The 24,620-nt window shown below is 61.0% G+C and carries 21 protein-coding genes; 16 read left to right on the top strand and 5 right to left on the bottom strand.

Going from position 1 to position 24,620, the window contains the following annotated elements; translation table 11 throughout:
- The first annotated feature begins 94 nt into the window (after nt 1–94).
- Genes xylB through ACXAG8_RS04310 form a run of 3 tightly spaced genes read left to right on the top strand, consistent with a single transcriptional unit; the run spans nt 95 to nt 3,800 of the window.
- Entirely contained in the window at nt 95–1,555 is a 1,461-nt protein-coding gene (gene xylB, locus ACXAG8_RS04320) for a xylulokinase (protein ID WP_475222495.1), read from the top strand.
- Nucleotides 1,556–1,566: 11 nt separating this feature from the next.
- On the top strand, nt 1,567–2,499 hold the full coding sequence (locus ACXAG8_RS04315; protein ID WP_475222494.1) for an aldose epimerase family protein: 933 nt from the start codon (nt 1,567–1,569) through the stop codon (nt 2,497–2,499).
- Nucleotides 2,499–3,800 (top strand): cytochrome-c peroxidase, encoded by a 1,302-nt coding sequence (locus tag ACXAG8_RS04310; RefSeq protein ID WP_475222493.1) that lies wholly within the window; start codon nt 2,499–2,501, stop codon nt 3,798–3,800. Before ACXAG8_RS04315 ends, ACXAG8_RS04310 begins: the two co-directional genes overlap by 1 nt.
- On the opposite strand, the gene ACXAG8_RS04305 is transcribed toward ACXAG8_RS04310, so the two are convergent.
- Nucleotides 3,801–5,312, bottom strand: a complete 1,512-nt coding sequence (locus ACXAG8_RS04305) for a CRTAC1 family protein (protein ID WP_475222492.1) — start codon at nt 5,310–5,312, stop codon at nt 3,801–3,803. It lies immediately after the preceding gene.
- Nucleotides 5,302–6,519, bottom strand: coding sequence for an ROK family transcriptional regulator (locus ACXAG8_RS04300; RefSeq protein ID WP_475222491.1), 1,218 nt, complete (start codon nt 6,517–6,519; stop codon nt 5,302–5,304). The genes ACXAG8_RS04305 and ACXAG8_RS04300 overlap by 11 nt, the downstream gene beginning before the upstream one ends.
- Before the next feature lie 152 nt (nt 6,520–6,671).
- Between ACXAG8_RS04300 and xylF the strand changes: the two genes are divergently transcribed.
- From xylF to ACXAG8_RS04240, 12 genes are all read left to right on the top strand, one after another.
- Entirely contained in the window at nt 6,672–7,691 is a 1,020-nt protein-coding gene (gene xylF / locus ACXAG8_RS04295; RefSeq protein WP_475222490.1) for a D-xylose ABC transporter substrate-binding protein, read from the top strand.
- 65 nt (nt 7,692–7,756) lie between these two features.
- Complete coding sequence (locus ACXAG8_RS04290; RefSeq protein ID WP_475222489.1) at nt 7,757–9,055, top strand: sugar ABC transporter permease; 1,299 nt, start codon at nt 7,757–7,759, stop codon at nt 9,053–9,055.
- Nucleotides 9,055–9,867, top strand: a complete 813-nt coding sequence (locus tag ACXAG8_RS04285; RefSeq protein ID WP_475223101.1) for an ATP-binding cassette domain-containing protein — start codon at nt 9,055–9,057, stop codon at nt 9,865–9,867. The genes ACXAG8_RS04290 and ACXAG8_RS04285 overlap by 1 nt, the downstream gene beginning before the upstream one ends.
- Complete coding sequence (gene xylA / locus ACXAG8_RS04280; RefSeq protein ID WP_475222488.1) at nt 9,864–11,171, top strand: xylose isomerase; 1,308 nt, start codon at nt 9,864–9,866, stop codon at nt 11,169–11,171. Before ACXAG8_RS04285 ends, xylA begins: the two co-directional genes overlap by 4 nt.
- Before the next feature lie 238 nt (nt 11,172–11,409).
- The gene (locus tag ACXAG8_RS04275; RefSeq protein WP_475222487.1) at nt 11,410–12,822 is read left to right on the top strand and encodes a sugar ABC transporter substrate-binding protein; all 1,413 of its coding nucleotides are present in this window, start codon (nt 11,410–11,412) and stop codon (nt 12,820–12,822) included.
- Between the two features lie 68 nt (nt 12,823–12,890).
- Nucleotides 12,891–13,997, top strand: a complete 1,107-nt coding sequence (locus ACXAG8_RS04270) for an ABC transporter permease (RefSeq protein WP_475222486.1) — start codon at nt 12,891–12,893, stop codon at nt 13,995–13,997.
- 1 nt (nt 13,998) lies between these two features.
- The gene (locus ACXAG8_RS04265; RefSeq protein ID WP_475222485.1) at nt 13,999–14,820 is read left to right on the top strand and encodes an ATP-binding cassette domain-containing protein; all 822 of its coding nucleotides are present in this window, start codon (nt 13,999–14,001) and stop codon (nt 14,818–14,820) included.
- Nucleotides 14,821–14,978: 158 nt separating this feature from the next.
- Entirely contained in the window at nt 14,979–16,811 is a 1,833-nt protein-coding gene (iolD, locus tag ACXAG8_RS04260; RefSeq protein WP_475222484.1) for a 3D-(3,5/4)-trihydroxycyclohexane-1,2-dione acylhydrolase (decyclizing), read from the top strand.
- Nucleotides 16,808–17,707 (top strand): myo-inosose-2 dehydratase, encoded by a 900-nt coding sequence (iolE, locus tag ACXAG8_RS04255; protein WP_475222483.1) that lies wholly within the window; start codon nt 16,808–16,810, stop codon nt 17,705–17,707. The genes iolD and iolE overlap by 4 nt, the downstream gene beginning before the upstream one ends.
- A gap of 50 nt (nt 17,708–17,757) precedes the next feature.
- Nucleotides 17,758–18,942, top strand: a complete 1,185-nt coding sequence (locus ACXAG8_RS04250) for a phytanoyl-CoA dioxygenase family protein (RefSeq protein WP_475222482.1) — start codon at nt 17,758–17,760, stop codon at nt 18,940–18,942.
- Nucleotides 18,943–18,992: 50 nt separating this feature from the next.
- Entirely contained in the window at nt 18,993–19,802 is an 810-nt protein-coding gene (gene iolB, locus ACXAG8_RS04245; RefSeq protein ID WP_475222481.1) for a 5-deoxy-glucuronate isomerase, read from the top strand.
- Complete coding sequence (locus ACXAG8_RS04240) at nt 19,799–20,554, top strand: SDR family NAD(P)-dependent oxidoreductase (RefSeq protein WP_475222480.1); 756 nt, start codon at nt 19,799–19,801, stop codon at nt 20,552–20,554. The genes iolB and ACXAG8_RS04240 overlap by 4 nt, the downstream gene beginning before the upstream one ends.
- A 64-nt stretch (nt 20,555–20,618) precedes the next feature.
- Here ACXAG8_RS04240 and ACXAG8_RS04235 read toward each other — a convergent pair whose 3' ends face one another.
- The 3 genes from ACXAG8_RS04235 to iolC are packed head-to-tail and all read right to left on the bottom strand — an operon-like array spanning nt 20,619 to nt 23,287.
- A complete protein-coding gene (locus tag ACXAG8_RS04235) occupies nt 20,619–21,458 on the bottom strand; it encodes a class II fructose-bisphosphate aldolase (RefSeq protein WP_475222479.1) in 840 nt (279 codons plus the stop codon).
- Nucleotides 21,455–22,291, bottom strand: a complete 837-nt coding sequence (locus ACXAG8_RS04230) for a 5-deoxy-glucuronate isomerase (RefSeq protein WP_475222478.1) — start codon at nt 22,289–22,291, stop codon at nt 21,455–21,457. Before ACXAG8_RS04230 ends, ACXAG8_RS04235 begins: the two co-directional genes overlap by 4 nt.
- Nucleotides 22,292–22,294: 3 nt before the next feature.
- Entirely contained in the window at nt 22,295–23,287 is a 993-nt protein-coding gene (iolC, locus tag ACXAG8_RS04225; RefSeq protein ID WP_475222477.1) for a 5-dehydro-2-deoxygluconokinase, read from the bottom strand.
- A gap of 227 nt (nt 23,288–23,514) precedes the next feature.
- Here iolC and ACXAG8_RS04220 point away from each other — a divergent pair, with 227 nt between their 5' ends.
- On the top strand, nt 23,515–24,618 hold the full coding sequence (locus ACXAG8_RS04220; RefSeq protein ID WP_475222476.1) for a Gfo/Idh/MocA family protein: 1,104 nt from the start codon (nt 23,515–23,517) through the stop codon (nt 24,616–24,618).
- The last annotated feature ends 2 nt before the right edge of the window (nt 24,619–24,620 follow it).

Raw genomic sequence — 24,620 nt, 5'->3', positions numbered from 1 at the left:
TCGCAGATCGGCGGGTTCGGCCGGAACTCCACGCTTGACATAACCCGGCGTCCAATTAATTTTACCAACTAAAATAAAATGGGGGGAGTTTGGGATGTATCTCGGGCTGGATTTGGGCACGTCAGGTCTGCGCGGCATTCTGGTGGACGAGGGCGGCGTTGTTGTCGGCGATGCCGAGGCCGCCGTCGCGACCCAGATGCCGCATCCGGGATGGTCCGAACAGAACCCCGCGGACTGGATCGCCGCCTGCGGTCAGGTTGTTGCGGCCCTCAAGGCCGCGCATGGTGCTGCGTTTGCGCAGCTGCGGGGCATCGGGCTAAGCGGGCACATGCACGGGGCAACGGTTCTGGATGCCGATGGCGCGGTTCTCAGGCCCTGTATCATGTGGAACGATACCAGATCGGCGGTCGAGGCCGCAGCGTTGGACGCGATGCCGGAAATGCGTGCGATTTCGGGCAATATCGTCTTTCCGGGGTTCACGGCGCCCAAGCTTGAATGGCTGCGTCTGAATGAACCGGGGGTCTATGCCAGAATTGCCAAGGTCCTGCTGCCAAAAGACTATCTCAGGTTCTGGCTGACCGGGGACTATATCGGCGAGATGTCAGACAGCGCGGGCACATCATGGTTGGATACCGGCGCCCGGCGCTGGTCGCAGACCGCGCTGGATCTGAGCCATATGGAGCATGGCCAGATGCCGGACCTGGTCGAAGGCAGTGCCGCTGGCGGGCAACTCAGGTCCGACCTGCAGCGCGAATGGGGGCTGAATGGCCGTATCGTGGTTGCGGGCGGTGGCGGCGACAATGCCGCCGCAGCCTGTGGTGTCGGCAGTGTGAACGAGGGCGAGGGGTTTTTGTCGCTCGGCACGTCGGGCGTTTTGCTTGTGGCCAAGGACCGCTATGCGCCCGCGCCGGAAACGGCGGTGCATTGTTTCTGCCATGCCGTTCCCGACCGCTGGATACAGATGGGGGTTATCCTGTCGGCCACAAACAGCCTAAACTGGCTGTCCAAAACCCTTGGACAGCCAGCCGCCGCGCTGGCCCAGGCAGTGCCTGACCAACTGGAGGGCCCGGCGGATGTTACTTTTCTGCCCTACCTCTCGGGCGAGAGAACGCCGCATAACGATGCCGATATTCGGGGCGCGTTGCTTGGGGTCGACATTTCGACCGACCAGGCCGATCTGACCATGGCGGTCATGGATGGGGTCGCCTTCGCCATGCGGGATTGCCTTGAGGCGCTGCGCGAAACCGGAACCGAGGCCGGAACGCTGCTGGCGGTTGGGGGGGGCGCAAGGTCTCGCCCCTGGTTGGAGCGGTTGGCAACCGTGTTGAAGCTGCCTTTGGCCTTGCCGGGTGGCGGTGAGCTGGGCGCGGCGGTCGGCGCGGCCCGCCTGGCCATATGCGCGGCGACGGGGGCAAATGCGCAGGATGTGATGACTGCCCCGGAAATCGTGGAAACGATCAGCCCGCGCGCCGATTTGTTCGCGGCCTATGATGATCGGTATGAACAGTTCCGGGGGTATCATCGCGCTTTGTCTTCGGCGGTGAAAAGAAAATGAATAACAATAGTTTGAGTGGTAAAGTTGAACAAGTAACCCTGGCGGATGGCGACATGCGTCTGGATGTGCTGAGTTATGGCGCGCGTACGATGGCATGGCGGTTGGGTGAGATACCGTTGATCCTTGGATACCGTGACCCGCGCCAGTACCTGCAAGACACATTCAGCATGGGCGCGATCGTTGGCCCGGTTGCCAATCGTATACGCGGCGCCACGTTTGACCTTGGCGGCGAGCGCTATGATCTGGACCGGAATGCGGGGGCGCATACGCTGCATGGTGGCGCGGCGGGCCTGGGCCATTGTGACTGGACCATCGCACAGGAAACGGACCGTGACGCTGTCCTGACCTATACGTCCAGACTAGGCGAGGGTGGGTTTCCTGCCGAAGTGGCGTTTGAGATCAGGGTAAGCTTGCGTCAACGGCGGCTGACCTATGCGATCTCGGCCATTCCGGACCGCCCGGCGCCGATCAGTCTTGCGCAGCACAATTACTATACTCTGGGACAGACATCCGGGATTGGTGAAACCTGCCTGCGGCTGGCCGCGGCAGAGGTTCTTGAAGCGGATGCAGAGGGTATTCCGACGGGGCGCAGGCTGTCGGCGGCGGATGAGGGGCTGGATTTCACGCGATTGCGCAAGATCAGCGCAGCCAGGCGCGCGCTGGATGATTACTTTCTGTTCGCGCCCGCGCGGGAATGGACCACACCTGTTGCCGAGTTGCTGGCCCCGTCCGGTATCGCCATGTCCGTCAGGTCCGACCAGCCGGGCACGCAGGTGTATACGGGGGCGCATCTTGGCGCCCCATTCGGGGCCGGGGCGGGGCTGTGTATCGAACCGGCCGGATACACGAACGCGGTCAATACGCCCGAGTTTCCGTCCGTCATCTATACGCCCGACCAGCCATACAAGCAGATGCTGACGCTGGAAATCGCAGGGGTCGGCTGATGCAAACGGTGCGGACAGCGATTGCGGCCAGCGCTTTGGTCCTGACGGGGCAGGGCGCGCTGGCGCAGGACCTTGGGCCAAGGCCGCAATTCGACCCGCCGGACATGCACAGCGTGCACCTGGGGCAGCTTTTGTTTTACGATCCGATCCTGTCGGGCAACCGCAATATCAGCTGCGCCACATGTCACCATCCCGATCACGGAACCTCGGACGGGGTTTCGCTGGGGATCGGCGAGGGCGGGGTGGGTCTTGGCCCTGACCGCGCTCTGGACCCGGACAACCCGCCCGAGCAGCGCATTCCGCGCAACTCACCAGCGCTGTGGAACCTGGGGGCGCAGGAATTCACGACGTTTTTTCACGATGGCCGGCTGGGCGATGACCCGACGCAGCCAAACGGGATACGAACGCCGCTTGGCGCGCATATGCTGCCCGGATTTGACTCGGCCCTTGCTGCGCAAGCGATGTTTCCGGTGTTGTCGCCGGATGAAATGGCGGGTCACTATTCCGAGAACGACGTAAGCCAGGCGGTGCGCCTTGGCCTGATATCTCAGCCGGGTGGGGCGTGGGACCTGATTGCCGCGCGGGTTGCGGCCATCCCGGCATATGCCGAAGGTTTCGAAAAGCTCGCACCGGGTCAGGCGCTGGATTTTGCCATGATTGCCAATGTCATAGCAGACTTCATCGCGTTTGAATGGCGCGCGGATGACAGCCCGTTCGACAGGGCAATGCGCGGTGAGATCACCCTGTCGCAGGACGCGCTGCGCGGGCTGGATCTGTTTTACGGCAAGGCCGCATGTGCAGGCTGCCACGCTGGCTGGTTTCAGACCGATCACAGGTTTCACGCAATCGCGATGCCGCAGATCGGGCCGGGCAAGGCGGCGCGGTTTGAAAACCACGCCCGCGATGACGGGCGTTTGCGGGTCACCGGGCGCGCACAGGACGCTTTTGCCTTTCGCACGCCGTCGCTGCGGAATGTGACCCTGACGGCACCCTATGGGCATAGCGGGGCCTTTGCCGCGCTGGAAGGCGTCATTCGTCACCACCTTGACCCGGACGCGTCGCTGCGCGCCTATCGGCTGGACCAGGCCATGTTGCCGGTCTTTCCAGGGGCAGACGATGCGCGGGTTCTGTCCGACCCGAATGCCGTGGCCGCCATCGCGCAGGCAAATGAGCTGTCAGGACCCGTTCTGAGCGATGCCGATATCGCGGCGCTGATTGCCTTTCTTCACAGTCTGGAAGACCCCGCCGAACGCCTGGGCGTACCGGACGCGGTTCCCAGCGGCCTGCCGGTGGACAGGTAATCAGCGGCTGAGTTCGATGATCCGATTCGGTTCGCTTTCGATCCAGTCCGAAGTCCTGCCATCGGGCCAGATCACGCGAACCCGCACCGGGTCTGACCCCGCCAACCCAAAGTGGTGATAGCCTGCAATCCCGCTGGCATGCCCCCCGCCGATCGTGATTTCGCGCACATGTTGGCCTGTGGGCGATGACAACTCGATAAAGGCTCCGGCGGCCTGGCGGTTGGGGCGGTCCTGCGAGACCGCGACAAGGGTCCAGTTTCCGCCCGCCGTCAGGTTCTGAAACACCTCCATCGGCGCGCCGCGATTAACCACGATCAGGTCCAGGCGACCGTCATTGTCGAGATCGGCCAGCGCGCCGCCGCGCGATTTGGCCATTGACCCAACGCCTGCGACCCGGGCGGTTTCCGTGAACCGGCCATCGGGGCCCTGCACCAACAGGGTGTTGGGGTCGTCCATCGCGGCGTCGGGCATTTGTTCGACATTGCCTTTGGCCACAAAGATGTCGTCGCGACCGTCGTTGTTCACGTCGCCGAATTGCGCGTGCCACCCGGTCGAGGGCCGCCCATCCGGGCCCGAATGCGGCCGGTGCGCGGTGGTTCCGCGCTCGTATGTTGCGTCCCGCCATGTCGGCCCGCCTGATGCGGGTTCAAAGACCTGGAATTTCTGATCCCCCATCGAGGTCAGGTAAACCTCGGGGAACCCGTCTCCGGTCAGGTCGCGGGACGCGATGCCCATGCCCCAGATCGCGTAGGGCTGCCAACCTTCCTTTGCCGTGTAAAGGCGCGGATCGGGCTCCATCGCCCAAAGCTGTTCCTGACCGTCTCGGACATAGTAGTGCCGGTCATTGCTGACCCGCAGGTCGGCCCGGCCCGTGCGTGCCCAGTCGGAAAACAACAGCGACAGCGCGCAGTATCCGGGCCGCAAGTGCCGCGCTGCCCCGTAGGTGCCGCCGTTTGGACGATACAGGAGCGTCGCGTCGCAGGCCTCGAATGGCCCGTCCGGGGCCGCGCGGTCCACATAGGTGCCAAAGGCCAGCGTCGGCAGGGTCTGGCCCTTTTCCCATGTGGCAGAAAAACCGGTGGTCCAGTGGTCACCCGATTGAAACCCGATCCCTTCAAACGGTACGAATGCGCAGTCAGGCTGCCCGCGCATCAGGATGTCGGGGCCCACGCGCAGGATGGCCAGGTCCATCAGCCCGTCGCTGTCAATATCGATGGGGTACGCACCGGTGACATGATCCAGGGCCAGCACAGGCGGCGTTTGCGCGTGAAACGACAGGGTTTGGGACGAGGTGTTCACGAACAGCTGGGCCGGGTTCGATCCACCGGCCACATAGGCGTCGGGCAGGGCATCGCCGTTGCAGTCAAACACGGCCACGCCGCCGCCCACGAAATGCTCCCACCCGCCGTCATAAACATGGGGCGGCACCGGGACGGTCGCGAAGTCCGGCGTCACGGTCCCTGCCTGTGCGACCGAAGCGGTCAGGATGAACGCCGCGACTTCAATCCGCATGGCTCGCCAGTTCCTTGACCTTCAGGATCGACACTTGTTCGATCCCGTATGCGGCAGCCCCCTTGGTAAACAAGGCGTCGCCCCAGTGATGGACCGTGATCTCGGGAAGCGGGGCATCGACATCGGCCACGCCCTGGCGGATGCGGGTCATGACCTCGGGCGAGGACAAATAGTCGAACTTCATCTGAGCGCCCGACAGAATGATCAACTCGGGGTCGAACAGGTTGATCAGGTTCGAAACCCCCATCGCAAACATCTTGCCCGCGCGGTCCAGAACCGAAACTGACCGGGCATCGCCGGATTTTGCATTGGCATAGACATCCGCGACTGACTGTACCTCGTTTCCGTGTCCGGCAATGTTGGCCTCGCGGATCAGGGCATAATCCCCGACATAAGCCTCAAGACAACCACGCTGACCGCACTGGCACAGCGCACCTTCCAACTGAACCTTGGTATGGCCGAACTCGGCACCACACCCGCGTTCGCCGCGATGCAGTTTTCCGTCAAGGACGATACCCATGCCCACGCCGTGTTCAACCGTGATGACCAAAAAGTTCTTCAGCTCTTTCCCCAGCCCGAACAGTTGCTCGGCCTTGGCGACAAGGTTGGTGTCGTTTTCGACAAAGGCCGAGCAGGGCAGGTGGTCCGACAACAGAGGCCCGAAATCCACGTTCCGATCCGTCAGGGACGAGGACCAGTGAACAAAGTTCCGTTCCGCATCCACCAGCCCGGCGATCCCGATCGAGATACCGGCCATGTCATCAATGGACCGGCCGATCGAGGCACAGGCGCCTTCGACCGATTTGCGCACAGCCTTGGTAAAGGTATGGGGGTCCATGCAGGGATCGGTCAGCGGATGTTCAAATGAGGTGATTTCGGCCCCGGCAAAATCGACCAGAAGCACCGATATCTGGTGGCGCGCAACCTTGAGCCCCGCCACCAGGCTGAAGTTGCCGTTCAATTGCAGCAGGACCCTGGGCCTGCCGCGTTTGCTGGCGCGGGCGGCCCCGTCGCTTTCGGTTTCCTTGATCATCCCGGCCGAAATCAGGTCGGCCGTGGCGGCGGTCACCGTTGCCGGGCTGGTTTGCAATTCAGACGCTATGTCGATCCGCGAGATCGCCCCCTTGGCCCGGATATGCTCCAGCACCCGCAGGCGCGTTACCTCGCGTTGATCCAGTGAAATTGAAGAAACGTTTCGTTTCAGCATTTTAACCCCGCGACTCTGCCGTGACTGGCAGCATATTTCTTTTTGTGCGGTTCTGGTAGAGTAAATATTTTACCGACTGAAATAAATATGCTATCACCTTTGATCAGGGCCACGAATCGAATTGCGATGGCTCGGATAAATGGGAGGAAATCATGAAGGGCTTACTCAGCTTGTCTGCTGTGGTTGCATTGTTGGGGACAACGGCCTTTGCCGACCCGACGGTGGGTGTCAGCTGGTCAAATTTTCAGGAAGAACGCTGGAAGACCGACGAGGCCGCAATCAAATCCGCTTTGGAAGCGGGCGGTGCGGACTATATTTCAGCCGATGCGCAATCGTCATCGGCCAAACAGCTTGCGGATATCGAAAGCCTGATCGCGCAGGGCGTTGATGCCCTGATCATCTTGGCGCAGGATGCACAGGCGATCGGCCCGGCGGTTCAGGCCGCGGCGGACGAGGGCATTCCGGTAATCGCCTATGATCGTCTGATCGAAGACGACCGGGCCTTTTACCTGACCTTTGACAATGTCGAAGTGGGGCGGATGCAGGCGCGGGCCGTTTTCGGGGCAATGCCCAAGGGCAACTATGTCATGATCAAGGGGTCTCCGACGGATCCGAACGCGGATTTCCTGCGCGGCGGCCAGCAAGAGATCATCCAGGCGGCTGTTGACAGCGGCGATGTCGTGATCGTGGGCGAGGCCTATACCGATGGCTGGTTGCCCGCAAACGCGCAGCGCAACATGGAGCAGATCCTGACCGCCAACGAAAACAATGTTGACGCCGTGATCGCCTCGAATGACGGCACCGCCGGTGGGGTCGTCGCCGCGCTGACCGCGCAGGGTATGGAAGGCATCCCGGTTTCGGGACAGGATGGCGATCATGCCGCGCTGAACCGGGTGGCGCTGGGAACCCAGACCGTTTCGGTCTGGAAGGATGCCCGCGAACTGGGCAAGGCGGCAGGCGAGATCGCCGTGGCGCTGAGCAACGGGACCAGCCCGTCTGACGTGGACGGCGTTGTCAGCTGGACCTCGCCGGGGGGTACCGAAATGAACTCGGTCTTCCTTGCGCCCGTTCCGATCACCCGCGACAATCTTTCGGTTGTTGTCGATGCCGGATGGATCCCGCTTGAGGACCTGTGCCAGGGCGTCGAAAACGGCCCCGCGCCGTGTAACTAACCCGATATACCCCGATCCGCCTGCAGCGCGGGTCGGGGCCACAAGCTGACTATGGAAGCGCGGAAATGACCGACACTTCATCTCAGCCGATACCTCAGAAAGTCAAACGCGGCCTGTTTCAGCAACTGGAACTGGATATGCGGCTTCTTGGCATGATCGGCGCCTTTTTAATCCTGTGCATTGGGTTCAACATCGTTACCGATGGCCGGTTCCTGACTGCGCGAAACCTGTTCAACCTGTCGATCCAGACGGTTTCGGTTGCGATCATGGCCTGCGGAATGGTGTTCATTATCGTGACCCGCCATATCGACCTGTCGGTTGGTGCCTTGCTGGCCACCACATCGGCGGTCATGGCCATGACCCAGACCGAATTGCTGCCGCATATGTTTGGCCTTGGCCTGAACAATCCGGCCACCTGGGCGATTACCCTTGTCGTGGGACTGGCGGTGGGCACGCTGATCGGTGCGTTTCACGGCTGGATGGTCGGCTACCTGACAATTCCCGCCTTTATCGTGACGCTGGGCGGTTTCCTGGTCTGGCGCAACGTCGCCTGGTACCTGACCAGCGGCCAGACAATCGGCCCGCTGGACAGCAACTTTCTGATGTTCGGGGGCACCAACGGAACCCTGGGCACAACCGCAAGCTGGATGATCGGGCTGTTTGCCACGGCAATTGCGATCTGGGCCTTGTGGAGCGCCCGTCGCGCCAAGGCGGCACATGGCTTTCCGGTCAAGCCGGCCTGGGCCGAGACAACACTGGCCTGCGTGATTGCCTGCGCGATCCTGGGATATGTCTATATCCTGAACAGCTATGCCATTCCGACGCGCAAACTGCAGCGCATGTTTGAAGCCGCCGGACAGACAATGCCCGAGGGCCTGGTCGTGGGATACGGTCTTCCGATCTCGGTCCTGATCCTGATCATCGTCGCGGTGACGCTGACGGTTGTGGCCCGCAAGACGCGGTTTGGCCGCTATGTCTTTGCCACCGGCGGCAACCCGGACGCGGCCGAGCTTTCGGGGATCAATACCCGTCTTTTGACCGTCAAGATCTTTGCCCTGATGGGGTTCCTGTGCGCGCTGTCCGCCGTTGTGGCCTCGGCCCGTTTGGCGAACCATTCCAATGACATCGGGACGCTTGATGAACTGCGCGTCATCGCCGCGGCCGTCATCGGCGGGACCGCATTGTCGGGCGGGATCGGCACGATTTATGGCGCAATCCTTGGCGCGTTGATCATGCAGGCGCTGCAATCGGGCATGGCCATGGTCGGTGTGGACGCGCCGTTCCAGAACATCGTCGTGGGCAGCGTTCTGGTTCTGGCGGTCTATATCGACATCGTCTATCGCAAACGACTGGGGGCAAAATGATGCAGTCCAAGAACGCACAAGACGCCGCGTTGCCGTCGGGTCGTGGATCAGGTCAGCCGCCCCTGGTCGAAATGCGCGACATCTCGATCTCGTTCGGCGGCATCAAGGCCGTGGATCACGTATCGGTCGATCTTTATCCGGGCGAGGTCGTCGGCCTGCTGGGGCATAACGGGGCAGGGAAGTCCACGCTGATCAAGGTTCTGTCGGGGGCCTACCAGATGGACCAGGGTGAAATCCGCATCAACGGCACGCCGGTCGAGATCACCAACCCGCGGGATGCCCGCGCCAACAACATCGAAACCATCTACCAGACGCTGGCGCTGGCCGATAATCTGGATGCAACGTCGAACCTGTTTCTGGGGCGCGAAGTGATCACGCCGTTTGGCCTGGTCAACGACGCCGCGATGGAGGCCGAGTGCCGCAAGATCATGGCGCAGCTCAACCCGAACTTTCAAAAGTTCAACGACCCGGTATCGGCCTTGTCCGGGGGGCAGCGGCAATCGGTGGCAATTGCTCGCGCGGTGTACTTCAACGCGCGGATTCTGATTATGGACGAACCAACGGCTGCGCTGGGTCCGCACGAAACCCAGATGGTCGCGGACCTGATCCAGAAACTCAAGGCGCAGGGCATCGGAATATTCCTGATTGATCACGACGTTCACGCCGTCATGGAACTGTGTGACCGGGCGTCGGTGATGAAGAACGGCCAGCTTGTCGGAACGGTCGATATCGCCGACGTCACGGATGACGATCTTTTGTCGATGATCATCCTTGGCAAGACACCGGATCAGCTAAAGGAGAAGAACACGTGAGCAGCGGTTTTTTCGAAGGGATCGAAAAGGTCCGGTACGAAGGCAGCGACAGCACCAATCCGCTGGCGTTCCGGCATTATGACCCGGATGAGATCGTCCTGGGTCGGCGTATGGAAGAGCATCTGCGCTTTGCCGTCGCCTGGTGGCATTCTTTCGCCTGGGAAGGCGGCGATCCTTTTGGCGGTTCGACCTTTGAGCGCCCCTGGCATCCGCAGGATGACATGGGACGGGCCCGCATCAAGGCGGATATCGCGTTCGAACTTTTCGAAATACTCGGTCAGCCGTATTTTTGCTGGCATGACGTCGACATTCGCCCCGAGCAGGGGAATTTTGCCGACAACCTGCGGACACTGAATGAGATCACCGATTATATCGGCGAGAAAATGCAGGTGACGGGAACCGCGCTGCTGTGGGGCACGGCTAACATGTTCAGCCATCGTCGGTGGATGTCCGGGGCCAGCACCAACCCCGATCCGGATGTGTTTGCCTTTGCCGCCGCGACGGTCAAGTCATGCATGGATGCAACCCACAAGCTGGGGGGCGAGAATTATGTTCTGTGGGGCGGGCGCGAAGGGTATGAAACACTTCTGAACACCAACCTGAACGCCGAGATGGACCATATGGGCCGGTTCCTGTCCATGGTTGTCGACTATAAGCACAAGATCGGGTTCAAGGGCGCCATTCTGGTCGAGCCCAAGCCGCAGGAGCCGTCGAAACATCAATATGACTATGACGCCGCCACCTGCATCGGGTTCCTTCGCAAATACGGGCTGGAAAATGAGGTCAAGCTGAACCTCGAACAGGGCCATGCGATCCTGGCCGGGCATAGTTTCGAACATGAAATCGCCGTTGCCGCCGCCGAGGGCATGCTGGGGTCGATCGACATGAACCGCAATGATTATCAGTCGGGATGGGACACGGATCAGTTTCCCAACAATACGCCCGAAGTGGCCTTGGCCTTTTACTATATCCTGAAATCGGGCGGCTTTACCTCGGGCGGCACCAATTTCGACGCGAAGATCCGGCGCCAATCCATTGATCCTCAGGACCTTGTTGCCGCTCATGTCGGTGGCATGGACATTTGCGCCAGGGGTTTGAAGGCCGCCGCAGCCATGCTGGAGGACGGCGGGTTGGAAGAGGCGCTGGTCACGCGGTATGCCGATTGGGAAACGCCCCGCGCACAGGCGATGCTGAATTCCGACCTGGATGAAATTGCGACCCGTGTTCTGGCCGAAGACATCAATCCATCTCCGCGGTCTGGCCGGCAGGAGATGCTGGAAAACCACGTCAACAGATTTGTCTGACCCACAACGTGGGGCCGAACGCTGTGAACGGGGCGTCGATCAGTGATGGTCGACGCCCTTCTTTTGCGAGCTGGCCGAAACTTTTTGGCGTGCGAATCCCGATTCGCGCCATTGAACAAGGCGTGCAACCGGTTGCAAAATGACGCTCACTTTTTGCCGTTGTGGGGTGCAGAATTGGCCAAGGACCCCGGTCAATTTGGGGCCACGTCGCACCTATTTCCTTTGTTGCACCGGGGCAATGGATCGCCTGCAAAGCAACATTTGGCGCCGGAAAATGCCGCCGTTGGGGGCGGGTTTCACCCCTGCAAATTGGCGCGCACACACCCAGACGATGACGAAGAGTTCTGCGGACTTGGAAATATTGTGCGCGAAAATGGCCTCGGCGCTACTTATTAAGCAAGGTCAACATGTTGAACGGGCTGTACGTCGCTTGGCGATGCCCAAAAACAACATCGGCGTTTTCATGTGGCGCGCGATACTCATCGCCGTTGCTGGCGCGGCGGAATCGACCGTGGTCGCGATGCATGCCATGGCTGCAATCCCAATGGCGCCCAGTCCGGGCCAAAGACCGATGCGCTTGAAAGAATTTTTTGAAACCGGTTGCAAAATGAATCGATATAGGGAAACTGAGGGGACCCTGACCAACAGGGTAGCAGAGATTCGGCTTTATCGAATCGCCGGGGCAGAGACCCCGTCAGACAATAGAATTGTTCCAATGGGAGGAAACCAAATGAACAAATTCATCAAAGGGGCACTGGCTGCAGGGGCCCTGGCTCTGGCAACACCCGCCTTCGCTCAGGAAATCATCGTTGTTTCGCACGGTCAGGCCAACGACCCGTTCTGGAGCGTCGTCAAAAACGGTGTTGAGCAGGCCGGCAAGGATGTGGGCGTGAACGTTGACTATCGCGCACCGGAAACCTTCGACATGGTCGCCATGTCGCAGCTGATCGACGCAGCCGTGAACCAGGAACCCGATGGTCTGATCGTTTCGATCCCTGATGCGGATGCGCTTGGCCCGTCAATCGAACGCGCCGTTGCAGCCGGTATTCCGGTTATCTCGATCAACTCGGGCTCGGACGTATCCAAAGGGCTGGGTGCATTGCTGCACGTCGGTCAGGACGAGTTTGACGCAGGCAAGGCCGCGGGTGAAGCGCTGGCCTCGATGGGCGGAACAAGCGCCATCTGTGTGAACCAGGAAGTCGGCAACGTGTCGCTGGACCTGCGGTGCTCGGGTTTTGCTGAAGGCTTCGGTGGCAATGTAGCAGTCCTGCCCACAACCAACGATCCGGCGGAAATCGAGTCCAAAGTTGCGGCGGCCCTGGCTGCAGACGAAGGCATCGACACCGTTATGGCGCTGGGTGCAAGCACAGCCGGTGAGCCGGCGGTAGCTGCTGCCAAAGCGTCGGGCCGTGACGTCAAGGTTGCGACCTTTGACCTGTCGGCAGACTTCCTGCAGGCCATCGTTGACGGTGATGCAGCATTTGCAATCGACCAGCAGCAGTTCCTGCAGGGCTACCTGTCGGTGAACTTCATGGGCCTGCACGCCAAATTCGGCCTGATGCCGGGCGGCAACGTTCCTTCGGGCCCGAACCTGATCACCGCCGACAAGGCAGGCCAAGTGATCGAACTGTCCGCACAGGGCATTCGCTGATCTCGGTCGCGAACTCAAACCAGAGGGGCGGCGCATGGGCGCCGTCTCAGACACATTGGGAGGAAACGATGAGTGATTCAGCTCAACTCGCAGGGGACGAAAGGGTCAAGAAAGAGCCTTTCCTGACCAAGCTCATGAAACGACCAGAGCTTGGCGCCATGGCTGGCGTGGTTCTCGTATTCATCTTTTTTGCCATCACGGCAGATGAGTCGATGTTCACCCTGGCGGGGGTCATGAACTTTATGACACCGGCGGCGCAGTTGGGCATTCTTGCCATCGGTGCGGCCCTGTTGATGATCGGTGGCGAGTTCGACCTGTCCATCGGATCCATGGTCGCATTCTCGGGCCTGTTCTTCGGCGTCTGCGTGGTGACGTGGCAATTGCCGCTGATCCTGGCGATCCCCATGACATTTGTTTTTGCGGCCATCGTCGGCGCGATCAACGGCAATATCGTGATCCGGTCGGGTCTGCCGTCCTTTATCGTGACGCTGGCCTTTCTGTTTATCCTGCGCGGTTTGTCCCTGGTGGGGCTCAAGGCGGCGACGGGCGGTTCGACCCAGTTGCGCGGCGTGCGTGACATGGTCGCGAATGACTGGCTTGCCCCGTTCTTTTCGGGCGAGGCATTCGGTGGGCTGTTTGCCTGGATGGCGGCCAATGGCATGATCGACACTTTCAAGAGCGGTGCCCCGAAAGTGCCGGGCGTTCCGGTCGAGATCCTGTGGTTCATCGTGCTGGCCCTTGTCGCCACTTACGTACTTCTCAGAACACCTGCGGGGAACTGGATCTTTGCTTCGGGCGGCGACAAGACTGCCGCGTCGAACTCGGGTGTTCCGGTCAGCCGTATCAAGGTATCGCTGTTCATGCTGACGGCCTGCTGCGCCGCACTGGTTGCGATCATCACCGTGATCGACGCCGGATCGACCGACGCGCGCCGTGGCTTCCAGAAAGAATTCGAGGCGATCATCGCCGCGGTGATCGGCGGCTGTCTGCTGACAGGCGGCTACGGATCGGCCATCGGCGCGTTCTTCGGGGCCATCATTTTCGGCATGGTCGTGATCGGCCTGACCTACACGGATTTCGACCAGGATTGGTTCCAGGTATTCCTGGGTGCAATGCTGCTGATCGCGGTTCTGTTCAACAACGCAATCCGCAAACGCGTAACCGGGGAGCGCTGATATGACCGAAGACACCAAGTTCCATCATGGCGATGCGGTCACCGATCAGGCACCGATTGTCGAAATGAAAGACATCGAAAAGCACTTTGGCAACATCATTGCCCTGGCTGGCGTCAGCTTTGACGTCAAACCCGGCGAATGCCATTGCCTGCTTGGCGATAACGGGGCAGGCAAGTCCACCTTCATCAAGACGATGTCCGGGGTTCACAAACCCACCAAGGGCGAGATCTACTTTGAGGGCAAGCCGCTGCATTTCGATACACCCCGAGATGCAATGGAGGCCGGGATCGCTACGGTGTTCCAAGACCTTGCCATGATCCCGCTGATGAGCGTGACCCGGAACTTTTTCATGGGGCGCGAGCCGACAAAGGGCAAAGGCCTGATGAAACGGTTCGACGTGGACGCAGCCAATGACATCTGCATGGAAGAGATGCGCAAGATGGGCATCAACCTGCGCGGTCCGGACCAGGCGGTCGGAACGTTGTCCGGCGGTGAACGTCAGACAGTTGCCATCGCTCGGGCGGTCTATTTCGGGGCCAAGATCCTGATCCTTGACGAACCGACATCGGCTTTGGGCGTTCGCCAGACTTCGAATGTTCTGGCAACGATCGACAAGGTGCGCAGCCAGGGCGTCGGGGTGGTCTTCATCAGCCACAACGTGCGTCACGCGCTGGCGGTTGGCGACCGGTTCACGGTTCTGAACCGCGGCAAGACGCTGGGAACCGCGCAGCGCGGCGACATCACGCCCGAGCAACTGCAGGACCTCATGGCCGGTGGCCAGGAGATGGCAGAACTTGAAGGGTCTTTGGGCGGCACCATCTAAGCTGTCCGAAATCAGATGCACCGCCGGGGACGGCGGTGCATCACCCAGTGCAAGGCCCCGTGCGGCCAAACCCGATCAGGTGGGTCCAAGTGCCTGAACCTTCGAGAACGCGAAACCCGACGGATTGCCCATAGCGGCATGTGTTGAAAGGGATCATGATGAGCAAGACAATCCGATTGACCGCGGCGCAAGCTTTGGTGCGCTATCTGGGGGCACAGATGAACGATTCCGGCGAGCCGTTCATCGCCGGCGTCTGGGCAATTTTCGGACACGGGAACGTGGCGGGTCTGGGCGAGGCTTTGCACGGCGCCAAAGACAGCCTGCCGACCTACCGTGGGCACAACGAACAGACCATGGCGCATTCTGCCATTGCCTATGCCAAACAGTTGGGCCGTCAGCGCGCCATGGCCGTGACCTCGTCCATCGGGCCGGGGGCCACCAACATGGTAACCGCCGCGGCGCTGGCCCATGTGAACCGAATTCCGGTGCTTTTTCTGCCCGGTGACGTGTTTGCCACGCGAGGACCGGACCCGGTTTTGCAGCAGATCGAGAATTTCGGCGACGGGACAGTCTCGGCGAATGACTGTTTCAGGCCTGTCAGCCGGTATTTTGACCGGATCACGCGCCCCGAACAGTTGTTGACGGCCCTGCCGCGCGCCTTTCGGACCATGACCGACCCGGCCGATTGCGGCCCTGCAACGCTGGCCTTCTGCCAGGACGTGCAGGCCATGGCCTATGACTATCCCGAAAGCTTTTTCGAGCCGCGCGTCTGGCATCAGCGCCGGGTTCGCCCGGACACGGACGAGTTGGCCCGCGCGGCAGCGGCGCTGAAATCGGCCAAGCGCCCTGTTATCGTCGCCGGTGGCGGCGTGCATTACTCGGACGCGACGGCCGCATTGCAAAGCTTTGCCGAGGCTCACAACATCCCCGTGACCGAAACTCAGGCCGGGAAATCCTGTCTGGCATGGGATCATCCCCTGAATCTGGGTCCGGTTGGCGTCACGGGTGGCGCGCCCGCCAATACCGTATGTGCCGAGGCGGATCTGGTTCTTGGTGTCGGAACTCGGTTCCAGGATTTCACAACCGGATCGTGGGGCCTGTTTGCCAATCCCGAACGCCAGCTGGTCTGCCTGAACACCGCAGCCTATGACGCCGCGAAACACGATGCGATGCCGTTGCAAAGCGACGCGCGTGTCGGTCTTGCGGAACTGGGCGCGGCGCTGGATGGCTACCGCGCACCCGAAGTGCCCGAAACGCTCAAGTCCGAATGGTTTGGCAACGTGGATACGCTGACCGCGGCACCTGCTGACGGAAACGCATTGCCGACCGATATGCAGGTGGTCGGCGCGGTACAGCGTGCGGCGCATGACGAGACCGTTGTGATGTGCGCGGCTGGAACCATGCCGGCCGAGCTGCACAAACTGTGGAAAGCGCCGCGCCCCGGTGCCTATCACATGGAATACGGGTTCAGCTGCATGGGCTATGAGATTGCCGGTGCGATGGGCATCAAAATGGCCCAGCCCGAACGCGACGTGATCTGCTTTACCGGCGACGGCACCTATATGATGGCCAACTCGGAAATGGCGTCGGCCGCGATGATGGGCGTGTCCTTCACCGTGGTTGTGACCGACAACCGTGGCTATGGCTGCATCAACCGCCTGCAGATGGGAACAGGCGGGGCCGAGTTCAACAACCTCCTGGATCATTCGTACCACGAAACCCCCTCGGCGATTGATTTTGCGGCGCATGCCGGTTCGATGGGCGCAACCTCGGTCAAGGTCAGCAACATCGCAGAGCTGGAAGAGGCGCTGGCCAAACGGAGCGAGATCAAGGGGCCTTATGTGGTTGTCATCGACACGGATCCCTATCCCTCGACCGAATATGGCGGAACCTGGTGGGAAGTCGCTGTTCCCGAAGTCAGCGTGCGCCCATCGGTGAACGAGAAACGCGTGGCCTATGAGGCTGCAATCAAGGAAAGAAATACGAAATGAGCGTGAAAATCGGTATCTCTCCGATCGCCTGGCAAAATGATGACCTGCCGGACCTGACGGCGGATTACACCATGGAGCAGGCGCTGAAGGAAGCCCGCGAAATCGGGTATACGGGCGTCGAGCGCGGTCAGCGCATGCCTGGCGACACCGAGGGGCTGCGGGCCTATCTCGACAGCAACCAGATTGCCTTGTGCGGTGGCTGGTGTTCGGGGGCGACTTTGGTCAACGACCTTGCCGCGGAACGTGAAGCGGTGCGCGAGCAGGTCGCGCAGTTCGTGGCGCTGAACAGCCCTTGCATCGTTTACGCCGAGTGTTCGAATACTGTTCAGGGCCAGATCGGCACGCCGGTCAACAGCCGCCCGAAACTGTCTCGGGACGAGGTGCTGGCCTACGCGGCCAAGTTGGGTGAACTGGCAAAATGGATGGCCGATCAGGGCATGCCGATGGCCTACCATCACCACATGGGCACCATCATCGAAAGCGAAGATGACGTGAACTGGCTGATGGAAGGGTCGGGCCCCGAGCTGAAGTTGTGCTTTGACACGGGCCACCTGTTGTTTGGCGGCGGCGATGTTCTGGCGACGCTGAACCGCTGGGGCGACCGTATCCAGCATGTCCATTTCAAGGATATCCGCCCCGAGGTGGTTCAGGACACGCGGGAAAACGACCGTAGCTTCCTGGATGCCGTCATCGCGGGCGCCTTTACGGTGCCGGGCGACGGGTGCATCGATTTCCAGGCCGTCGCCAACGCGCTTGAGGCCATGGATTACGATGGCTGGATCGTGGTCGAGGCCGAACAGGACCCGGCCAAGGCGCCGCCCTACGAATATTCCAAAATGGGTTACGAGCACATTGTAGAGGTCTGCGGGCAGGCCGGATTGGAGATCGTTTCCTAAGCACGCTTTTTCCGAAGATCAACGCCGACGCCATGAGAGAGGAGCACGTCATGGTACATCAAGACATTGGGTTTGTTGGATATTTCGACCGGAAATCCTGTGATCTGGATGAATTCAAGGTGTTGACTTCGCAAAACCTGACCGCCGCGTCCGTGCCATATGCCGCGGCGGTCGAAAAGAACGTTCCGATCTATGATATGCAGGCCCTGCGGCCCGCGCTGGATGATCCGCGGGCGCGGCGGGACCTGTTGGCCGAATGGGGCCATGTTTTGAACCGCTCTGCCGGTGTCATCGCTCTGAAAGGCGCGTTTGCCGATCATTCAGTGATCGACCGGGCCAGTGATGTATTTCGACAGATCATAGCGGACGAACGCCTTGGCGGTGCGGGCAAGGGCGATCACTTTGCGGCCTCGGGTGCCAATGACCGGATCTGGAACGCCTTGCAAAAGCATTGCCTGACGGATCCCGAAGGATTTGCGCTTTATTTTGCGAACAAGGCCGTGGCGGCCGTGTGCGAGGCCTGGTTGGGGCCGAATTACCAGATGACCGCACAGGTCAACCAGGTGCGGCCCGGAGGAAAGGCCCAAACGGCGCATCGCGATTACCATCTGGGGTTTCAGTCGGCGGAAACCGCGTCGCGCTTTCCGGCGCATGCCCATCTGCTGACATCGGCCCTGACGCTGCAGGGGGCTGTTGCTCATTGTGACATGCCCCTGGAAAGCGGGCCGACCAAATTGCTGCCGTTTTCGCAGCTTTATCCGGCGGGATACCTGGCGTTTCATGACCCGGCACATCAGGCATTTTACGAGGACACCTGTATCCAGATCCCCCTGCAAAAGGGAGATGCGGTCTTTTTCAATCCGGCGCTGTTCCATTCGGCGGGCGAGAACACCAGCGCGGACATTCACCGGATGGCGAATTTGCTGCAAGTCTCGTCTGCTTTCGGGCGCGCGATGGAGGCGGTCGACAGGCGAGCTATGTCCGAGGCCGCATACCCCTGGCTTCTTGCGCTGAAGCAGCGCGGCGATCTGACGGATGCGGACCTGGACGCGGCGATTTCGGCGATAGGCGAAGGATACGCGTTTCCCACCAACCTTGATACGGACCCCCCGATTGGCGGCAACGCGCCCCAAAGCCAGGCTGACATGCTGCGCGAAGCGCTGGCCTCGGGCTGGTCCCCGGAACGGCTGGCCCAGGCCCTGTCTGCCCTGCAGACGCGGCAAGCGGCCAGATAGGAACAAACCGGGCGGATCGGTTTCGGTTCACCCAAAGAGGAGCGAACAGAATGACGAACTTGTTGAGAAAACCCTTCGGAGCCCGCGGAAAGGTCCATGAAATCACCCCGACCAGCGCCGGTTGGCGCTATGTCGGGTTCAGCCTTTACCGGCTGCGCGCCGGGGACCGGGCGGCCGAGGCCACCGGCGATCGCGAGGTTATTCTGGTCATGGTTGAAGGCAAGGCCAAGGTGACCGGAGCCGGGCAGGACTGGGGTGTTCTGGGCGACCGGATGAACGTGTTCGAGAAAACGCCTCCTCATTGTCTCTATCTGCCCAACGGCACCGACTGGGAGGCGGTAGCCGAAACGGATTGTGTCGTGGCGGTCTGCTCGGCCCCCGGAATGGGCGGGCACAGCGCCCGGCGCATCGGCCCGGACGGCATCACGCTGACCGAGCGTGGCAAGGGCGCGAACACCCGCCTTATCAACAACATCGCCATGGAAAACGAGGATTACGCAGACAGCCTGCTGGTCACCGAGGTGTTCACGCCCGCCGGCCACTGGTCTTCCTATCCCAGCCATCGGCATGACGAAGACGACTATCCCCGGATCACGTATCTTGAAGAAACCTATTACCACCGTTTGAACCCTGCCGACGGGTTTGGAATTCAGCGTGTGTATACCGATGACGGGCAACTCGATGAAACCATGGCGGTGTCCGATGGCGATGTCGTTCTGGTGCCGCGCGGGCATCACCCATGTGGCGCGCCTTATGGGTTTGAGATGTATTACCTCAACGTCATGGCCGGACCGCTGCGCAAGTGGCGTTTCGTGCCCGCACCGCCCGTCGAATGGATCATGGAGCGCGATGCGAAATGACCGGTTTCGCGCGCTATCCCAGCCTGAAGGACAAGACTGTCTTTGTGACCGGCGGGGCCGGGGGGATCGGTGCGCTGACGGTCCGCGCCTTTGCCGAGCAGGGCGCGCGGGTTGGGTTCGTCGACATCAACGCAGCGGCCGGGGACGCGCTTTTGGCCGAACTGGACGGGACCCATGCCTTTGCGCAATGCGACCTGCGTGACGCCGAGGCGTTGCGCGGCGCCTTCGCGCAACTCAGCGATCAGTTGGGCAGCGCCCATGTTCTGGTCAACAACGCCGCCCATGATGATCGCCACGATTGGCGCGAGGTGACACCCGCGTATTGGGACGAGCGTATGGCCACCAATATCCGCCATATGTTCTTTGCAATTCAATCAGTCGCCCCGGCAATGATTGAACGGGGCAGCGGTTCGATCATCAACCTGGGGTCCAATTCGTGGTGGGAAGCAGGGGCCGGGTTTCCGGCTTATGCGACGGCGAAATCGGCCGTTCACGGCTTGACCCGAACCATGGCGCGCGAATTGGGCGACCACCGCATCCGCGTGAACACGGTTGTTCCCGGCTGGATCATGACAGACCGCCAGAAAGAGCTTTGGGTGACGCCCGAGGCGCTGGCCAAGCAGGTTGACCGGCAATGCCTGCCTGACCCGATCGACCCGGTCTATGTTGCCCGGATGGTCCTGTTCCTGGCCTCGGATGACGCGGCCATGTGCAGCGCCGGCAACTTCATGGTCGAAGGCGGATCAATCTAGACCCGTAGCAGGCCCCGGTTCGCTGGGGCCGTGTGGCACCGACCCGGCGCGGCTGGGTTCGGCTTCAGCGCTGCGGCGGCGCGCCAAACGTCCGCAGGACGGTGCGGGCGGCCTGTTCGACGGGCGCAAGCGTATCCTTCAGGATCGTGACCCGGTCGAACCGGTCGGGGTCGCTGTTTACCGCGTCGCGCAATGCGCTGCCAAAGGCCATGCGCAGTTCGGTGCCGATGTTGAACTTGCAAATCGAGGTTTCGCGCGCCAGCCGCGCGCGTTGTTCCACAGGCACGCCAGAGCCGCCGTGAATGACCAGCGGAATATCGGTGGCCGCGTCGATCAGGCGGATGCGATCCTCGTCCAAACCGCCTTCCTTGTTTTGCTGAAGGTGCACATTTCCGACCGAGATTGCCATGGCGTCAACGCCGCTGTCGCGGGCGAATTGCGCGGCCTCGTCCGGGTCGGTGCCGGCCGAATTCTCGCCGCCGGAATAACCGACAAACCCGATTTCACCTTCGCAGGATATACCGGCCGCGTGCGCCAACTCGGCAATCGCCGCCGTTTCGTCGATATTCTGCTGCAGCGGTTTGCGCGATCCGTCAAACATCAGCGACGTGAAACCGCTTTCAAGGGCCTGCTTGCATTCCTCGAACGTGTAACCGTGGTCCAGATGGGCGACGACAGGGACCGAGGCCCCCTCGGCCAGGTGGCGGAACATTTTGCCCAGAACGGGCAGGGGCGTGTGCTCGCGGCAGCTTGGCCCCGCCTGCAGGATCACGGGTGTGTTCTCTGCCTCGGCGGCGGCAACATAGGCGCGCATGTCTTCCCATCCAAGGGTCACAAGGCCGGCAACGGCATAGCCTTTTTCATAAGCGGGGGTCAGAATATCCGAGAGTGTGGCGAGGGTCATTTGAACTTTGCAATCATATCCTTGATGCCCGGGATCGTTTCGATCTGATAGGCATGGGTGGGTTGGAAATACTGAACCAGTGACCGCTGGCTCAGCCCGCCCAGAATGGTGAAATAATACATCTCGTATCCGGGCAGAACGCAGCAGGGGTGGTAGCCGGTGTCGATGCAAACGGTCGACCCGTCGACGATGTGATAGGCGTCACCGGGGGCGTTGTCTTCGCGCTGCAGCATCTGCAGACCCGATCCCCATTTGGGTTTGAACCGGAAGTTATAGGTCTCGTCATGACGGGTTTCGTCGGGCAGGCGGTCGGTGTCATGCTTGTGGCTGGGAAAGCCGGACCATCCGCCCTGTCCGACGGTATACAGCTCGCTGACCAGCAGGCGCCCGACCTTGTCGCTTTGTTTCTGGCCGAGTATGTGCTTGATCTTGCGGTGGGTTTTCGTGTCGTCGCTGCCGTATTGAACCAGGTCATGGTTCCGGACATCGAACGGGTCCAGAACCTTGTCGTATTTTGCGCCCGCGACAAAGACCTCTGCCGCGTCGGTTACACAGACCATCTGAGCCTTGGCGCCAACAGGCACATAGACACCTTCGGGTTCGCCGTCCCAAACGTCTTCGCCCCGGTTGCCCAGCCCGGCAAATGCGACGCCTTCGATATCGACATCGACGGTGCCTGTGGCGGGCACGATGCAGGTCTCGTATCCCGGCACCTGGTATTCGAAGGCTTCGCCCTTTTTCAGCTTGACGATGTTGAAATAATTCAACGGCACCGTGGGGTCATCGGCGTCGACGATCGGGCTGTTTTGGTTGTCAAATGGGGCGATATGCATGGGTTACTCCTGACCTGGTGCTGTCGTTCCCGGATGGGATGCAAGAAAGGCGTCCAGTTCCGATGTGGTGGGCATTGCAGGCGCGCAGCCGGGTTTGGACACGACGATCGACGCACAGGCCGATCCCCGCATGACGGCCGTTTCCAGATCATGGCCCGCCGCGATCGAGGCAAGAAGACCCGCCATGAAACTGTCACCCGCGCCGTTCGGCTTGACCGCTGTCACGGGGTAAATGCCGGTATGGATCGTCTGCCCGTCGACAAGGGTGACCGCGCCCTTTTCACCCATCTTGTAGATCACAATGCGGCCCGGCTTTTGTGCAAGCTCCTGCGCCTTGGCAAATCCCTTTTCGATGCCACCGGCCATGAATCCGAACTCTTCGTCATTGCCGACGATCAGGTCGCTTTGTTCCCCGGCGCGCGACAGGACCTCGGCCGCTATGTCGGGCGATGGCCAGCTGTAGGGGCGGTAGTCGATATCGAAGATCACCGGCAATCCGGCCGCGCGGGCGTTGTCAAAGGCCCGGAACGTCGCGCTGCGCGATGGTTCGGCGGCAAAGACGGTTCCGGCCGAGATTATGGCAGAGAACCGGTCATACGCGACCTTGTCCATGTCGTCTTGGGTGACTTCGAAATCGACCGCGCCATTTCTGTAGATGACGTTCTGAAAGTTCTCGATCCGGCTTTCGTAAACCGCCAGCGATGTCCGAAACTCTCCGCCGACCATCCGGATGAACGTGGTATCGACCCCGTAGTGCCGCAGGCGGTTCAGGCAAAACCGGCCAACCGCGTCGTCGGACACGGACGTCACCAGCGACGACTGGCACCCAAGTTTGACAAGCCCCGCGCAGATATTGGCGGATGAACCACCAAGATCGGCCCGGAAGGTTTCGGCGTCTTCGCTTTTGACACCGATCGGGTCGGCGAACATGTCCATTCCTGCGCGCCCGAATACCGCAAAACGGCCGCCGGAGATTCCGTCAATCAGCGCACTCATGTCGCGGGTCCGGTCGCGGCAGGGACGCAAAGCGCCCGATCAGCCGGTCGTCTGGAGGGGGAACTGAACGCGACAAGCCGCGGATTTCGTGCAATTCGAGAAAGGCGCATTTCGGTTTGGAAACCTCCGTTATAGCCTGTCGAGCCGTCAATTGAATCTTGCATTGCGACCCTTCCCACGATACAGATTTTGCAACCGGTTGCAACACTATCTTGGGAGGGGTAGGAATGCCTGAAATCGGAATTGGCATCATTGGTGGCGGTTACATGGGCAAGGCGCATTCTGTCGCCATGTCCGCAGTGGGCGCGGTTTTCAACACCGGCTTGCGACCCCGCCTTGAAATGATTTGCGCCACCACAGCCGAAAGTGCAGAGCGTTACCGCGTGGCCTATGGGTTTGCGCGCGGAACCGATGACTGGGCGGAACTGGTCCGCGATGACCGGGTCGAAGCCATCGTGATTGCCTCGCCCCAAAGCACGCATCGCCCCATCGCCGAAGCCGCAATTGCACTGGGCAAGCCGGTGCTGTGTGAAAAACCGCTTGGCGCGTCGATTGCCGACAGCCGGGCAATGGTAGATGCGGCCGAGGCCGCCGGTGTCGTCAATATGGTCGGGTTCAACTATATCCGCACACCGGCCAGCCAGTTCGCGCGCCGGTTGATTGCCGAGGGCGAAATTGGCGATGTCACGTGGTTCCGCGGCGAACACACCGAAGACTTTCTTGCAGACCCTGACGCGCCGGCGACGTGGCGCACGCAGGGGGTGGCCAACGGAACCATTGGCGATCTGGCGCCGCATATGGTCAATGGCGCGCTGGCCCTGATCGGTCCGATTGCCGAGGTGATGGCCGATGTCGAAACGGTTCACCGGACCCGTCCCGGCGGTGATGTTACCAATGACGATCATGCCCAGGTCATGTGCCGGTTTCAGGGCGGTGTCATGGGCAACCTGTATTTCAGCCGCGTGGCCACTGGGCGAAAGATGGGCTATGCCTACGAGGTCTCCGGGACCAAGGGCGCCATTCGTTTCGATCAAGAGGATCAGAACGCATTGTGGCTGTACCGGCGCGAAGGCCCCGAGGCATCGCGCGGGTTCACCAAAATCCTGACCGGCCCGGCGCATCCCGATTACGAGCCGTTTTGCCAGGGGCCCGGCCACGGCACGGGTTACCAGGATCAGATCATTATCGAGGCCAAGGACTTCTTGCAGGCCATTGAAACCGGCCAGCAGGTCTGGCCCACGTTTCGGGATGGGCACGCGGTCAATTGCGTGCTTGCTGCGGCGTTGAAATCATCTGAAACACGCCAGTGGCAAAGCGTTTCGAACGACTGATA

It is taken from the genome of Ruegeria sp. ABD4_443 (genome assembly GCF_056160865.1).
Note: the sequence above shows the minus strand (reverse complement) of the source record. Positions and strands in the feature narration are given on the sequence as shown.

Excerpts from the sequence above, each read along its gene's own strand:
- ACXAG8_RS04240 (WP_475222480.1), top strand. The coding sequence starts at position 19,799 with ATGACCGGTTTCGCGCGCTATCCCAGCCTGAAGGACAAGACTGTCTTT.
- ACXAG8_RS04250 (WP_475222482.1), top strand. The coding sequence starts at position 17,758 with ATGGTACATCAAGACATTGGGTTTGTTGGATATTTCGACCGGAAATCC.
- iolB (WP_475222481.1), top strand. The coding sequence starts at position 18,993 with ATGACGAACTTGTTGAGAAAACCCTTCGGAGCCCGCGGAAAGGTCCAT.
- ACXAG8_RS04305 (WP_475222492.1), bottom strand. The coding sequence starts at position 5,312 with ATGCGGATTGAAGTCGCGGCGTTCATCCTGACCGCTTCGGTCGCACAG.
- ACXAG8_RS04275 (WP_475222487.1), top strand. The coding sequence starts at position 11,410 with ATGGATCGCCTGCAAAGCAACATTTGGCGCCGGAAAATGCCGCCGTTG.
- ACXAG8_RS04220 (WP_475222476.1), top strand. The coding sequence starts at position 23,515 with ATGCCTGAAATCGGAATTGGCATCATTGGTGGCGGTTACATGGGCAAG.
- ACXAG8_RS04300 (WP_475222491.1), bottom strand. The coding sequence starts at position 6,519 with ATGCTGAAACGAAACGTTTCTTCAATTTCACTGGATCAACGCGAGGTA.
- iolC (WP_475222477.1), bottom strand. The coding sequence starts at position 23,287 with ATGAGTGCGCTGATTGACGGAATCTCCGGCGGCCGTTTTGCGGTATTC.
- ACXAG8_RS04265 (WP_475222485.1), top strand. The coding sequence starts at position 13,999 with ATGACCGAAGACACCAAGTTCCATCATGGCGATGCGGTCACCGATCAG.
- ACXAG8_RS04285 (WP_475223101.1), top strand. The coding sequence starts at position 9,055 with ATGCAGTCCAAGAACGCACAAGACGCCGCGTTGCCGTCGGGTCGTGGA.
- ACXAG8_RS04290 (WP_475222489.1), top strand. The coding sequence starts at position 7,757 with ATGACCGACACTTCATCTCAGCCGATACCTCAGAAAGTCAAACGCGGC.
- ACXAG8_RS04235 (WP_475222479.1), bottom strand. The coding sequence starts at position 21,458 with ATGACCCTCGCCACACTCTCGGATATTCTGACCCCCGCTTATGAAAAA.
- iolE (WP_475222483.1), top strand. The coding sequence starts at position 16,808 with ATGAGCGTGAAAATCGGTATCTCTCCGATCGCCTGGCAAAATGATGAC.
- ACXAG8_RS04270 (WP_475222486.1), top strand. The coding sequence starts at position 12,891 with ATGAGTGATTCAGCTCAACTCGCAGGGGACGAAAGGGTCAAGAAAGAG.
- ACXAG8_RS04310 (WP_475222493.1), top strand. The coding sequence starts at position 2,499 with ATGCAAACGGTGCGGACAGCGATTGCGGCCAGCGCTTTGGTCCTGACG.
- xylB (WP_475222495.1), top strand. The coding sequence starts at position 95 with ATGTATCTCGGGCTGGATTTGGGCACGTCAGGTCTGCGCGGCATTCTG.
- xylF (WP_475222490.1), top strand. The coding sequence starts at position 6,672 with ATGAAGGGCTTACTCAGCTTGTCTGCTGTGGTTGCATTGTTGGGGACA.
- iolD (WP_475222484.1), top strand. The coding sequence starts at position 14,979 with ATGAGCAAGACAATCCGATTGACCGCGGCGCAAGCTTTGGTGCGCTAT.
- ACXAG8_RS04230 (WP_475222478.1), bottom strand. The coding sequence starts at position 22,291 with ATGCATATCGCCCCATTTGACAACCAAAACAGCCCGATCGTCGACGCC.